Origin of the sequence: Pontixanthobacter luteolus, from assembly GCF_947494915.1 — a bacterium.
Lineage (GTDB): Bacteria > Pseudomonadota > Alphaproteobacteria > Sphingomonadales > Sphingomonadaceae > Pontixanthobacter > Pontixanthobacter luteolus.
Genome location: NZ_CANLWR010000001.1, coordinates 909134 through 922006, shown reverse-complemented (window position 1 = coordinate 922006; position 12873 = coordinate 909134). Strand labels below are relative to the sequence as shown.

Annotated in this window: 12 protein-coding genes; 6 read left to right on the top strand and 6 right to left on the bottom strand. The window is 58.3% G+C overall.

From position 1 onward, the window contains the following. Positions 1–6 precede the first annotated feature (6 nt). A complete protein-coding gene (gene rdgB / locus PO778_RS04390; RefSeq protein WP_271438741.1) occupies positions 7–633 on the bottom strand; it encodes an RdgB/HAM1 family non-canonical purine NTP pyrophosphatase in 627 nt (208 codons plus the stop codon). After that, entirely contained in the window at positions 630–1343 is a 714-nt protein-coding gene (rph, locus tag PO778_RS04385) for a ribonuclease PH (RefSeq protein WP_271438740.1), read from the bottom strand. Before rph ends, rdgB begins: the two co-directional genes overlap by 4 nt. An 84-nt stretch (positions 1344–1427) precedes the next feature. Here rph and hrcA point away from each other — a divergent pair, with 84 nt between their 5' ends. Both hrcA and grpE read left to right on the top strand, forming a co-directional pair. Beyond that, on the top strand, positions 1428–2471 hold the full coding sequence (gene hrcA / locus PO778_RS04380) for a heat-inducible transcriptional repressor HrcA (RefSeq protein ID WP_271438739.1): 1044 nt from the start codon (positions 1428–1430) through the stop codon (positions 2469–2471). Positions 2472–2505: 34 nt separating this feature from the next. Continuing rightward, positions 2506–3108, top strand: coding sequence for a nucleotide exchange factor GrpE (gene grpE / locus PO778_RS04375; protein WP_271438738.1), 603 nt, complete (start codon positions 2506–2508; stop codon positions 3106–3108). Positions 3109–3175: 67 nt separating this feature from the next. Here the strand turns inward: grpE and PO778_RS04370 are convergent, their stop codons facing one another. The 3 genes from PO778_RS04370 to PO778_RS04360 form a co-directional block, all read right to left on the bottom strand. Further along, positions 3176–4336: a PrnB family protein gene (locus PO778_RS04370; RefSeq protein ID WP_271438737.1), complete on the bottom strand. Its 1161-nt coding sequence runs from the start codon at positions 4334–4336 to the stop codon at positions 3176–3178. Between the two features lie 118 nt (positions 4337–4454). Then, positions 4455–4802: a vgr related protein gene (locus tag PO778_RS04365; protein ID WP_333908177.1), complete on the bottom strand. Its 348-nt coding sequence runs from the start codon at positions 4800–4802 to the stop codon at positions 4455–4457. 170 nt (positions 4803–4972) lie between these two features. Then, complete coding sequence (locus tag PO778_RS04360) at positions 4973–5449, bottom strand: copper chaperone PCu(A)C (RefSeq protein ID WP_160730635.1); 477 nt, start codon at positions 5447–5449, stop codon at positions 4973–4975. Positions 5450–5618: 169 nt separating this feature from the next. Here PO778_RS04360 and dnaK point away from each other — a divergent pair, with 169 nt between their 5' ends. The 4 genes from dnaK to PO778_RS04340 all read left to right on the top strand — a co-directional run bounded on the left by dnaK (position 5619) and on the right by PO778_RS04340 (position 10507). Beyond that, on the top strand, positions 5619–7550 hold the full coding sequence (gene dnaK, locus PO778_RS04355) for a molecular chaperone DnaK (RefSeq protein WP_160729854.1): 1932 nt from the start codon (positions 5619–5621) through the stop codon (positions 7548–7550). A 70-nt stretch (positions 7551–7620) separates the two neighbouring features. Continuing rightward, on the top strand, positions 7621–8742 hold the full coding sequence (dnaJ, locus tag PO778_RS04350) for a molecular chaperone DnaJ (RefSeq protein WP_271439341.1): 1122 nt from the start codon (positions 7621–7623) through the stop codon (positions 8740–8742). 197 nt (positions 8743–8939) lie between these two features. Next, a complete protein-coding gene (locus PO778_RS04345) occupies positions 8940–9557 on the top strand; it encodes a DUF6445 family protein (protein WP_271438736.1) in 618 nt (205 codons plus the stop codon). A 62-nt stretch (positions 9558–9619) separates the two neighbouring features. After that, the gene (locus PO778_RS04340) at positions 9620–10507 is read left to right on the top strand and encodes an MBL fold metallo-hydrolase (RefSeq protein WP_271438735.1); all 888 of its coding nucleotides are present in this window, start codon (positions 9620–9622) and stop codon (positions 10505–10507) included. Here PO778_RS04340 and PO778_RS04335 read toward each other — a convergent pair. Further along, positions 10504–12825 (bottom strand): patatin-like protein, encoded by a 2322-nt coding sequence (locus tag PO778_RS04335; RefSeq protein WP_271438734.1) that lies wholly within the window; start codon positions 12823–12825, stop codon positions 10504–10506. The two genes, PO778_RS04340 and PO778_RS04335, sit on opposite strands and share 4 nt — an antisense overlap. Between the last annotated feature and the right edge of the window lie 48 nt (positions 12826–12873).

Below are 12873 nucleotides of genomic sequence, written 5' to 3'. Positions count from 1 at the left end.
CCGGCATTAGCCAAATTGTTCACTGACCAGCTTGGCGAACGCATCTGCCCGGTGGCTCATCGCGTGCTTCTGCGCCGGATGAAGTTCCGCAAAGGTCTGGTCCATGCCTGCCGGAACAAAAACGGGATCGTATCCGAAGCCCAGCGTACCGCGCGGCGGCCACGTGAGGGCACCATCGATGCGGCCTTCGTAAACCGCGCTTTCCCCGTCCGGCCAGGCAATAGCCAGCACGCAAGAGAACCACGCATCGCGCGGCGCATCGGGGCCTTTTTCGGCCAGCATACCTTCGACCTTGCCCATCGCCATATACCAGTCCCGGCCCGCAGGTCCTTCAAACCATTGGCGCTCTGCCCAGTCGGCGGTGTACACGCCCGGCCTGCCATCCAGTGCGGCAACCGACAGACCGCTATCGTCAGCGAGGGAGACAATCCCCGAAGCCTCTGCCGCAGCGCGCGCCTTTATCAGCGCGTTCTGGGCGAAGGTCGTGCCGGTTTCCGGCGGTTCCGGCAGGCCCAACGAGCCTGCCGAAAGGCATTTCACGCCGTACGGCTCCAGCAGCGCAGAAATTTCTTTCAGCTTGCCCGCATTATGCGTCGCAATGACGAGCGAGCCGGAGCCGAGGCGCCTGGTCATTTGGTCGCAGCTCGCTGTGCGGCGAAGATACCGTCGCAGCCGATGTTTGCCAATCGGAGCAGGCGCAGCAGACCTTCCTCGTCATATGTCGCGCCTTCTGCGGTCGCCTGAACTTCGGCGATTTGTCCCCCTTCGATCAAAACGAAATTGGCATCGGCATCGGCGTTGCTGTCTTCGGCGTAATCCAGATCCAGAACCGGGGTGCCGTTGTAGATGCCGCAGCTTATCGCAGCGACCTGCGCGGTAATCGGATCATCCTTGATCGCGCCGGCTTCCATCAGCGAATTGAGGGCGAGGCGCAGGGCCACCCATGCTCCGGAAATCGAAGCAGTGCGGGTGCCGCCGTCCGCCTGAAGCACATCGCAATCCAGAGTGATCTGACGCTCGCCAAGTTTCTTCATGTCGACCACTGCGCGCAGGGAGCGTCCGATCAGACGCTGAATTTCCTGTGTCCGCCCGCTTTGCTTGCCCTTGGCAGCTTCGCGTCCGCCGCGTGTGTGCGTGGCGCGGGGCAGCATGGAATATTCACCGGTGACCCAGCCTTCACCCTTGCCGCGCAGCCATGGCGGGATCCGTTCTTCGACACTTGCAGTGCAAAGCACGCGTGTATCACCGCAGCTGATCAGGCAAGAGCCTTCCGCGTGCTTGGTAAAGCCTGTTTCGAAAGAGATGGCGCGCATTTCATCAGGCGCGCGGCCGGAAGGTCGCATAAATTAAAGTCCTTTGATCGTTTGTTGCGGCTGCGTTAGGCGCAAGGGGCTTGAGGCCGCAAGGCCAGTGATTAGATTGTACCTATGTCGAATGTTCCACTCAATGAGCTAACCGAGCGCGCAAGGGCGATTTTCCAGCTCGTGGTGGAGGGGTATCTCGCTGATGGGCAGCCCGTTGGATCCAAAATGCTGGCCACCGATGGCAGGGTGAACCTGTCCCCCGCATCGATCAGATCGGTTCTGGCGGATCTGGAAGGGCTGGGCCTGCTTGCTGCGCCGCACACCAGCGCTGGCCGGATGCCAACGGATACCGGGCTGCGGCTGTTCGTAGACGGGATGATGCAAGTGGCGGAACCTTCGAAAGAAGAACGCAACGCCATCGAACAAAGGCTGGGCGAACCTGGCCCGATCGAACAGGCGCTGGAAGCAACCAGTTCGCTGCTCTCGGATATCTCGGGCGCGGCCGGCATGGTCATGGTGCCGCAGCGCGAAGTCCGCCTCCGGCAGTTCAGCATCGTGCCGCTGTCGCCGCAGCAAGTGCTCGCTGTGCTGGTGGGCCTCGACGGGCAGGTTGAAAACCGGGTGGTCGATCTATCCACGCCCGCCGACCCGTCTGTGCTTGAACAGGCTTCAAACTTCATCAATTCGCGCCTTTCGGGCAAAACTCTGGCCGAGGCGGCAGGCGAACTGCGCCGTGAAATCGCCTCAGGACATTCAGCATTGGACAAAGCGAGCAGCGATCTTGTGCAGCGCGGACTCGCGGTTTGGACGAAGGATCCGGCACAGCGCCCGGTCCTGATCGTCAGGGGTCAGGCCAATCTGCTGGACGACGGGGCAATCCAGGATCTGGAGCGGGTCCGTTCGTTGCTGGATGATCTGGAAAGCAAACAATCGGTCGCCGAACTGCTGGAAGACGCGCGGGAGGCCGAATCGACCCGCATATTCATAGGTTCTGAAAACCGCCTGTTCTCGCTTTCAGGTTCATCGGTCATTGCATCGCCATACCGTGACAGCGAAGGAAAAGTGGTGGGAGTACTGGGTGTGATAGGCCCAACTCGGTTGAATTACGCGCGTGTCGTCCCCATGGTTGATTTTACAGCTCGATCCCTCGGGAAACTAATCGGGTAATCAGACAGAACATCGTTCAGGTGGAACATTTCAAATGACGGATACGAACAAGCCGGAACCCAGTGGGTCCGACGCACAGGATAAGGCTGTCGAAGAGGAACTGAAGGGCGTGCCCGAGGAATTCCTTGATGATGGTGACGAAGATCAAAGCGGGGAAGGCGGGCTTGAAGAAGCGCTTGCCGGGCTGCGCAGTGATCTGGAAGCGGCCAAGCAGGAAACGCTTTACGCCAAAGCCGAAACGCAGAACGTCCGCCGCCGGATGGAAAAAGACGTCGCCGATGCGCGCGCCTATGCAGCAACCGGATTTGCCCGCGACATTCTGTCGGTGTCCGACAATCTGGCGCGCGCGCTCGATTCCGTGCCGCAGGAATTGCGCGATGACGAAAAGTTCAAGGGGCTGGTCGCCGGTATCGAGGCAACCCAGCGTGAACTGGACAAGGTTTTCGGCCAGCATGGCATCACCCGCATCGCATCCATGGGTTTGCCGCTCGATCCGAACCAGCATCAGGCAATGATGGAAGTCCCTTCGGACAAGCACGAACCGGGCACCATCGTTCAGGAAATGCAGGCCGGCTTCATGATCAAGGATCGCTTGCTGCGCCCGGCAATGGTCGGCGTGGCCAAGAAGCCCGACTGACACCCGGTAACCGAATACCGTGATGACAGGCGCCTCCCCGGGAGATGTTCCGGGGAGGCGCGCTGCCTTAAACCACCTGCGCGCGGTTTTCGTCGCGGTGCTTCTTCAGATATTTCATGAACGGTGTCCCGCCCGTGCCGACATCGGGGTCATTGCCCGATATCGAGCCAGCCTGCTTGTTGATGTAGCTGGCCGCGTATTCGAGATGCCGGGTGCGGAAACGCGCCACCTGCTCTACGCAGGCATTGAACGCTTCTTTCAGCGGCGCCGAACCAGACTTGGTCACGAACTCCCGCAAATTCGAACCGGCTGCCAGATCCTCGATAAACCGCCGGTGATTGACCGGGCGGTACTGGTGCAATTCATCGAGGAAGCTCTTCAGCGGATCATCGCTGTGCCGCACGCCAAAAAGCGCGTCCATTGCAGGGACGATCGAGCTTTGCGAACCGGTTTGACCGCGTAGCGCCTGCGGCTTGCCGTCATACTTGGCGATGCCTTCATAAATCAGGCCGCCATCAAGTGCTGGATTGTTTGCCCAACCGTGGATGTATGGGCGGACCCGGTGAAAATACACGTAGGGATCGCAGCGCTCGGTCATCCGCTTGAATACGTCATAGATACGTTCCCAAGCGCCATCCATTTCAACCAGCAGCCGCTCTGCCTCGGCTTCGTCTTCATGGTTGACGGCATCGATCAGCCTGGTTGCATTGTCCAGCAACACCCCTGCTTCAGCCTCGATCGCGACATGGATCATCACGAACCAGTTTTCGTCATCTCCGCCGGCAAAGTTCTGATACATATAAACATTGTCGAGCGTGATCGGACCGGATTTGTCGAGCCTCGCCCAATTGTCGAGGACGTATCCCGAATATGGCAGCAACGGCGCCTGGCCAAGCTGATCGGCGATCGCGACTATCGGCCTCGAGAGATTTGCTGGAAGGAATTGCGGCGGGGCTTCCTCACCCCAGACATAGGATTGAACGAGGAAGGAATAATGCACCATCGCAGTGCGGACCTGTTCCTCTGGTGCCTCGCGCACCCAGTCCTCCAGTTCGGGATCGGGCAATTGATCCAGCCAGTGGCGAACCCGGCCGGTTGAAAGCAGACCTGACAGATTGCCAGCTGCTTCGCAGATGGGCGCGAATTGCGAGGGGAGGGTGATCTCGTCGATCTCATAATGCGAAAGGTAGCCGCGCTCGCGCGACATTGCGTAGTCTTTAAGCTCCATTGTTGTGACTCGTTCGCCAAGCGCGGGTTTGGCCGCTTGGACCCGTATTTGGTAACGAGTGAAACCGGTTTGCTCAAGGCTGCGGAATATCACGCTTTTCCACAGCCATTCCGTAGCGTCAGGCCGTAGATTCCGTCCCGGGAAAATTTACTAAAAGATCATATGCTTGGGCATCGGAAACACCCGCAACGCGCACGCCATTGCGAAGCCAGAATGCGTGCTTCACAATCTCTGCCTGCTGCTCGATCCCGTATTTATGAAGCGGCCAGCCTGGTTTCAGGCTGTAATTATACCGTGCCCACGGCATCCGGTTGAACACCAGCCACCATGTACCCTTGGCCTGCGCCTGCCACACATGGACCATTTCATGGATAAACAATCCCTGGCGCATAACGCTCTGCTGAGAGAAATCGTCGCAATAGGCATTGCCTGAAGGGTGAAAATGAATGTGTCCGCGCGGCGCCATGGTGACGCGGCGGGGCTGAAACGGAAACCATTTCTTCCGCCGGATCTTCACCTTCGAATAATCGATCTCGGTTCCGAAAATCGATTTTGCCAGCGCAACCTCGCCCCCGGTCAGCGGCCTCTCACCGCCAACCGGGCAAAACGAAACTGTGCTGTAATCTTCCCCTGAGCTCAGCGCTCATCCCCGGCTGCGCGGATTTCAACCGGGAAGCTGTATTTGTCGCCGCCAGATACAATCAGGGTCACTTCGGTCGTGCCGCCCGGTTTCAATTCGGGGGAGACATTCATCGCCATGATATGTTTGCCGCCCGGTTCAAACGTCAGTTCGGTTCCCTTGGTCAGCGGCACTGGAAGCATTTCCATCATTTGCACTTTGAAGTCGTATTCACCGTATTCATGCATCACCGCACTTTCCGCTCCTTCAACCGCAGCGCGGCTAAGCGAGAGTGCGCGGTCGCCATCATATTTCAGGTCGAAATATACAGCTGCCGGATTGCCTTCGACCGGTGCCAAGAGCATCCGGCCATTGGTTGCCGACATGCCCGGAACGCCATCAGGCGCCTCGACCACTTCATCTGTCGCGTTGTCGCAGGCAGCAAGGCCGATTGTTGCAATTGCCAGCGCGGCACCCGCCATAAACCTTTTCATCACGCGTATTTCTCCCTCGTTGGTAGGAAGCGGAAACTAGCCGCCTCCATCCCTTGTGCCAACCAAAACCGCACCTATATCTCGTTCATAATCGAGCTGCCGGGTGGTTCCGCCGATAATGGGGGGCCGACAGCGCAGCGTCCAACATTAAGCATCAAGTGGGGAAACCATGGCTAAAGTAATCGGTATCGACCTCGGCACCACCAATTCCTGTGTCGCTGTTATGGACGGCGGCAAACCTAAAGTCGTAGAAAATTCTGAAGGCGCCCGCACCACGCCGTCGATCGTTGCCTTCACCAAGGACAACGAACGCCTGATCGGTCAGCCGGCCAAGCGTCAGGCAGTGACCAACCCAGACAACACACTGTTTGCGATCAAGCGCCTGATCGGCCGCCGTTTCGATGATCCGATGACCAAGAAGGACATTGATCTCGTCCCGTACAACATCGTCAAAGGCAAGAATGGCGATGCGTGGGTCAAGGCAGGCGGCGAAGATTACAGCCCCTCCCAAGTTTCCGCTTTCATCCTGCAAAAGATGAAAGAAACCGCTGAAAGCTATCTTGGCGAAACCGTCACGCAGGCGGTTATCACTGTTCCTGCATACTTTAACGACGCCCAGCGTCAGGCAACCAAGGATGCCGGCCAGATCGCAGGCCTTGAAGTTCTGCGTATCATTAACGAGCCGACTGCTGCGGCGCTTGCCTACGGCATGGACAAGGACGAAGGTAAGACCATCGCTGTTTATGACCTTGGCGGCGGTACGTTTGACGTTTCGGTCCTCGAAATCGGCGACGGCGTGTTCGAAGTGAAGTCCACCAATGGTGACACGTTCCTTGGCGGTGAAGACTTCGATAACGCGATTGTCGAATGGCTCGCAGCCCAGTTCAAAAAGAAAGAGGGCATGGACCTCAAGACGGACAAGCTTGCGCTTCAACGTCTCAAGGAAGCCGCTGAGAAAGCCAAGATCGAGCTTTCCAGCGCGCAAACCACCGAAGTGAACCTGCCGTTCATCACCGCTCGTATGGAAGGCGGCGCAACAACGCCGCTCCATCTGGTGGAAAACATCAGCCGTTCCGACCTTGAAAAAATGGTTGGCGATCTGATCAAGCGCACGCTGGAACCTTGCAAGAAAGCTCTGGCAGACGCCGGCGTGGACAAGGGCGGCATCGACGAAGTCATTCTCGTCGGCGGGATGACCCGTATGCCCAAGGTGCGCGAAGTGGTGAAGGACTTCTTCGGCAAGGAACCGCATACCGGCGTGAACCCTGACGAAGTGGTTGCCATGGGCGCCGCCATTCAGGCGGGCGTGCTCCAGGGCGACGTGAAGGATGTTCTGCTGCTCGACGTGACCCCGCTGTCGCTGGGTATCGAAACGCTGGGCGGTGTATTCACCCGCATGATCGACCGCAACACCACGATCCCGACCAAGAAATCGCAGACCTATTCAACCGCTGAAGACAATCAGCAGGCCGTGACGATCCGCGTGTTCCAGGGTGAGCGTGAAATGGCCGCAGACAACAAGATGCTTGGCCAGTTCGATCTGGTTGGCATCCCGCCTGCGCCGCGCGGCGTTCCGCAAGTCGAAGTTACCTTCGATATCGACGCGAACGGCATCGTGAACGTATCTGCCAAAGACAAGGGCACGGGCAAGGAGCAGCAGATCCGTATTCAGGCCTCGGGCGGTCTTTCGGATGCCGATATCGACCAGATGGTCCAGGATGCCGAAAAGTTCGCGGATGAAGACAAGAAGCGCCGCGAACAGGCCGAGACCCGCAACCAGGCAGACAGCCTTGTGCACTCGACCGAGAAGCAGCTTGAAGAGCATGGAGACAAGATCAGCGCTGATCTGAAGTCCGACGTCGAAGCCGCTTTGGCCGAAACGAAGACGGCACTGGAAGGTGACGATCTCGATGCGATCAATGCCAAGGTTCAGACCTTGACTGAAGTCGCGATGAAGATGGGCCAGGAAATCTACCAGCAGGAACAGGCCAACGCCGCACCTGAAGGTGATGCCGGCGCCAGCGAAAGCGCTGCGGAAAGCGACGAAGAAGTCGTCGATGCAGAGTTTTCTGAAGTGAACGAAGACGAAAACAAGGGCTAATGCCCTGATGGAAAATCTGGCCGCCACCGATGCAGACCGCGTCGGTGGCGGTTAGGTTTGGGATGGAATGATGTCTTCAACCGAAATCGACTTTTACGAACTGCTCGAGGTCTCTCGCGACGCCGATGATGGGACCATCAAGTCGGCTTACCGCAAGCTGGCAATGAAATGGCACCCTGATCGCAATCCGGGTGATCCCGATGCCGAGGCAAGGTTCAAGGCCGTTGGCGCGGCCTATGACTGTTTGAAGGATCCGCAAAAGCGGGCGGCCTATGACCGGTTCGGCCATGCGGCTTTTGAACAGGGTATGGGCGGCGGCCAAAGTCAGCAGGGTGATTTTGGCGACATCGGCGATATTTTCGAAACGATTTTCGGCAGCGCATTCGGCGGTGGCGGCGGAAGGCCTCAACCGCGCCGCGGTGCCGACCTGCGCTATGATATGCAAATCGGCCTTGAAGATGCATTTCACGGTCAGCAGACCCAGATTGAGATCGAAGTCTCGACAGGCTGCGAACCCTGTGGCGGATCTGGCGCTGAACCGGGCACCGGCACCCGCGGTTGCAACATGTGCAACGGGTACGGGAAGGTCCGAGCGAAGCAGGGCTTCTTCGTGGTCGAAAGGCCGTGCCCGACCTGCAACGGCCGCGGCGAAGTAATCGAAAAACCGTGTTCCGCCTGCCGCGGCGAAGGACGTGTGGATCAGGCCCAGACGCTGGATGTCGAGATACCGCCGGGAGTCGATACCGGAACTCGCATCCGCCTATCGGGCAAGGGCGAGGCCGGTCCGAATGGTGCACCTTCGGGTGACCTCTACATATTCATCCACATCAAGGAACACCCGGTGTTCGAGCGTGAAGGCACGACCTTGCTCACCCGCGTTCCAATCAGCTTCTCGAAAGCTGCGCTTGGCGGATCGGTGGAAATTCCGGATCTTGGCGGTGACAGCAATGTGATCGATATTCCCGCTGGCATCCAGTCTGGCAAACAGCTGCGCGTTCGCGGCGGCGGTATGCCGGTGCTGCAAGGCCGGGGCAGGGGCGATCTGGTCGTGGAGATCGCGGTCGAAACACCAACCAAACTGTCCAAGGCTCAGCGTGAAATCCTCGAGCAGTTTCGTGAGACCGAGACCGGCGATGAATGCCCGGAAAGTCGCGGCTTTTTCGAAAAGCTTAAAGACGTTTTCTCAGTCTAAGCGACGGACGGCGGCGCTCTGCCGGATTCGGCAACCCTACTTGTCCGGCGATCCGTTTGCAGAGTTCGCTACTGCCTGATCGAACAAGCCAGCGAATATCGCTAGCCTTCGAGGCAGTCTGACGCTGCGCACTTGGCAAGGCCGGGCAAGTCGTCCAACGATTGCAACCGAAGGCCATCACTGCGGAAATTCAAGCCATGCTCCCATCGCTCATGATTATCGACGACTTCCTGGTCGATCCATGGGCCGCGCGGCGTGAGGCGTTGGGTCTCGGCTATGACCCCGCCGAACAGAAAGGCAATTTCCCGGGCATGAATTCAAGCCGGTCGGTCGATACCGCCGGTATTGATGCCAGCGTTTCGCGTCAGCTAGGTATCAAGCTGAAAGGTGCGGCGGGCACCGATCACGGACACTGCCGCCTGACCAGCAAGGCGGACAAGGGACGCAGCGGCGTCCACATCGATCCGGCGGCCTATTCGGGCATCCTGTTTCTCTCCCGCCCGGAAGACTGCTCTGCACCCAGTGCCGGGGGAACCGATTTTTTCCGCCACAAGCGCACCGGGTTGGAGAAAGTACCGCACGATCCTGCGCAAATTGCTGCGGCGGGATACGGTGATATCAACGCTTTGGTCGAAGACGTTGTGAACAAGGACACTACCTCTTCCGCGAAATGGGAAAGGACGATGCGGATACCCATCCGGTTCAATCGCCTGATCCTCTTTTCGCCGTGGCAATTTCACACAGCCGCTCCGGGATTTGGGAAATCGCCTGAAGATTCCCGCTTGGTGATGCTGCTTTTCTTCGACCGGGCCTGAAGGGGCTGCGGAACCGAACAGAAGCGGCCCGCGTTCCCCAAGATGAAACTAGGGGACTGACCATGAAAAAACTGACTTTGACCGCCAGCTGCATTCTCGCGGCTATCGCAGCACCGGTGAGCGCACAACGAGATTGGTCGCAGGTCGAGATCAAGGCGCAGGAAGTCGCCCCGGGTATCGCAGTGTTGTTTGGGGCCGGCGGAAATATCGGTGTCAGCCACGGCGAAGATGGCACAATTTTGATCGACGATCAGTACGCCCCGCTAACCGGCAAGATAGAACAAGCGGTTGCCGAGTTGGGGGCGGGACCGGTTGATTTCCTGATCAACACCCACTGGCACGGTGACCACACAGGCGGGAATGAAAACCTCGGCAATGCTGGCGCGACAATATTCGCCCACGATAACGTGCGAGTGCGCCTGGCAGAAGGCCGGCCCGGTGGTGAACGCCCCGTTGAACCTGCGGCTAAGGCGGCTCTGCCCGTCGTCACTTACGGCCAGGGTATTACCATGCATCTGAACGGCGATACGGTGGACGTCATATTTCTTGGCGGCGGCCACACCGACGGGGACAGTGTCGTTCATTGGCGCGAAGACAACGTGATCCATATGGGTGATCTCTATTTCAAGATCCCCGGCTATCCGTACATCGACATCGATTCTGGCGGTAATGTCATCAACGCGATGAATTCACTCGATCAGGTGATCCGAATGGTCGACGATGAAACGAAGATCATTCCGGGCCACGGTCCGATGTCGAACAAGGCAGAACTGGTCGCCTACCGCGCCATGATCGGACAAGCGGTGAATTTGGTAACATCTCTGAAGGATGCTGGGAATTCGATGGATGAAACGGTTGCTGCCGATCCACTCGCCGATTTCAACCGGGGGGAAGGGTTCATCGACAAGGATAGCTTCGTCAAAGCAATCTACCGCAGTCTTGGCCGCTAAACCTTACCAAGCTTGGCAAGCACCTCACTCCTGATTGTTTTCAAGAGGTTCGGATCGGTTGTGAGCCGGTCCTGCTCTTCATCGAGAATTGTTAGAAACGCCTTGCGTTTGAAACGCAGGCAATCCGGGTCCGGAACCGGTGCCTCGGCGGTTGAACAGATCAGGTCGATCATCCTCTCTGCGCCGTGCAGCCTGCCCCAAAGGTAGTCGTTTTCCCTGTAAGCCCGGCTGAAAAATGCGCCGAAGTTGTAAAACTCCGTGCCGCGAAGCGTGGCCTTCGTGCCCCCTTCACGGATCGATCGCGCGTCATCGGGAGATATCCTGTCGACCTTGACCGGATCAAACTCGGTCAGCCCTTCGTGCCGCATGAGAGGCAAGGTAGCGATGTCGTAATATGGAAAGCCCAGATAAGTCAGCAGCATCCGGCGGCGGAGTTCCTTCGGCATTTCCTCAAGCGATTCTGCCAGCATTACCTCTGCTTGCCGGTCTATCTCCGGCAACAACCGGCGCTGTTCCAAATGATCCAGCACTGCCGCAGGATCCTGCATCACATTCGCTGCTAGCGCTTTGAACTCGCTGCCAAGCGTCTCGTTTGTTTCCTGTTCGAAATACAGCGCCAGAATCTTGTAGATCGTGTCTCGCGCACTCTCAAGCGAAGGGTCGGGAATGGTCGGATCAGCCTCCCAGTCACGTGCGAGGCGCCGGGCGAGCAGCCTCAGCCGCCGCACTCTGAAGCCCAGATCGTGAGCGCGGAAAAACGCAATTGCCTCTGCACTCGCACCGCCCGATGGTGAGGTGAGCTTTTCCAGACCTCTGCGCTGCAATTCGGCATGAAACACCAGCGCGATCGGATCGGCGTCCGGAAATCCCAGCTCGGGGGCGGCATGGTGTGTCAGATGGGCGAGCTTTTCCACGATGCCTGCGAATTTGGCCTGCCCATACGAAATGAAGGCAAAACCGGCCTTTTCAGCCGCCACCTGCTGCGCCTTGTTGCGCCATGCTGAAAGGCGCTTTGGCGTTGGCCGGTCGAAAAACAGCGTCCGGCCAAACAGCTTCTCCACCGCGCCTTCGATCTCCGGGCGAAGAGACATGATCATGCGGCGCAGATGCTCTGCCTCGCGAGATTGCTGTTCAATCACCTCGAGATTGTCCCGGATCGGTTGTTCGCGCGGAATCGTGGAGATTGAACCGAAGATCGCGGTAAAGAACCCCACCGGTTTATCGGCATCCAGTTGCAGGGAACTGAACCGATCAGGGCGCGGGTCGATATACACAAAGCGCCGGTCGACTTCGCGCTGGGCAGGGCGGCCCTGCAACGCATCGACTGCCGCGCCAAACGGCTTGTTGACGAGCACCGATCCATCGATCAGCGAAACACCCTCGACATCACCTTGCTGGATATGAACCGGCATAATGCGGGCGCAAAATTCATCGCGGCCAGGCCACGCCAACGCATTGTGCGCGGCAAGTGAGTCTATCTCTGATAGTTGCAACGGAGGGAACGCACCGGGGAAGCTGGCGGTGGCGCGGGCCGCAAAGGTCAGTTCGTGCAAATCGGCAATGCTTTTTCCGGGAACGCGCGGCGTATCGACCGAAAAGCTGATTGGCATTCTGTGCTCACTTTCCTCCACAACAGGAGGGCTGTTGAGCCGTAGCAATTCCAGATGCCCGCGAAAATCGGTCGCAGTGACAAACAGGTCGATCGGGTGACCCGGAGGCAGCAGCGGTTCGCCAACTTCCGATTGTTTCATGGAGTTAAGCGCCGAGTAGAGCAGCTTGGAAAACCCGAGACCTGAAAAAGGCGGTTCGAACCACCTTCCGCGGACGAAGGCAGAAACCTTGCGCCGCACTTCGCGGCGAGTTTCAGGCGCAACGCTTTCGGAAACGGCATTACCTGGCCGTTTCAGGAGCCATGACGCCACCGGTTGAGCCCAGAATTTGGCAAATCTCCACATCGGGCGTGCGTCAGGATCAACCAGACGATCGACATCGGCCCTATCCAGCCAAAGGTCTGTGAGCGGTTCCAGCGATTGGCCGGAATGAATTGCCTGCGCCAGAAAAACGGCGTTGATCCCGCCTGCGCTGGCCCCAGTCAGGATGTCGGGAAGGACACGGATTTTGAGGCCTTGATTGGCTTCGATCTGTTCCAGCAAATCACGGTAAACACCCTGAACGCCTTCGGATCGCGGGGCGCGTGCGTGATATGCCTGACTGGCCTTCGCCAGCTTCCAGACCTCTTTCGTTACGCCGTGCATGTAAACCGCAAGGCTCACTCCGCCATAGCAGACCAGAGCGATTCTGAGTTCCTTGTGCCGCATCACGCGACTGTTAACTGCATTCGCGGCAAAGGCAATTGCGTTCCGTTT

Bases quoted from the DNA above. Each gene is read 5' to 3' on its own strand.
- rdgB (WP_271438741.1), bottom strand. From the start codon at position 633: ATGACCAGGCGCCTCGGCTCCGGCTCGCTCGTCATTGCGACGCATAAT.
- rph (WP_271438740.1), bottom strand. From the start codon at position 1,343: ATGCGACCTTCCGGCCGCGCGCCTGATGAAATGCGCGCCATCTCTTTC.
- hrcA (WP_271438739.1), top strand. From the start codon at position 1,428: ATGTCGAATGTTCCACTCAATGAGCTAACCGAGCGCGCAAGGGCGATT.
- grpE (WP_271438738.1), top strand. From the start codon at position 2,506: ATGACGGATACGAACAAGCCGGAACCCAGTGGGTCCGACGCACAGGAT.
- PO778_RS04370 (WP_271438737.1), bottom strand. From the start codon at position 4,336: ATGGAGCTTAAAGACTACGCAATGTCGCGCGAGCGCGGCTACCTTTCG.
- PO778_RS04365 (WP_333908177.1), bottom strand. From the start codon at position 4,802: ATGGCGCCGCGCGGACACATTCATTTTCACCCTTCAGGCAATGCCTAT.
- PO778_RS04360 (WP_160730635.1), bottom strand. From the start codon at position 5,449: ATGAAAAGGTTTATGGCGGGTGCCGCGCTGGCAATTGCAACAATCGGC.
- dnaK (WP_160729854.1), top strand. From the start codon at position 5,619: ATGGCTAAAGTAATCGGTATCGACCTCGGCACCACCAATTCCTGTGTC.
- dnaJ (WP_271439341.1), top strand. From the start codon at position 7,621: ATGTCTTCAACCGAAATCGACTTTTACGAACTGCTCGAGGTCTCTCGC.
- PO778_RS04345 (WP_271438736.1), top strand. From the start codon at position 8,940: ATGCTCCCATCGCTCATGATTATCGACGACTTCCTGGTCGATCCATGG.
- PO778_RS04340 (WP_271438735.1), top strand. From the start codon at position 9,620: ATGAAAAAACTGACTTTGACCGCCAGCTGCATTCTCGCGGCTATCGCA.
- PO778_RS04335 (WP_271438734.1), bottom strand. From the start codon at position 12,825: ATGCGGCACAAGGAACTCAGAATCGCTCTGGTCTGCTATGGCGGAGTG.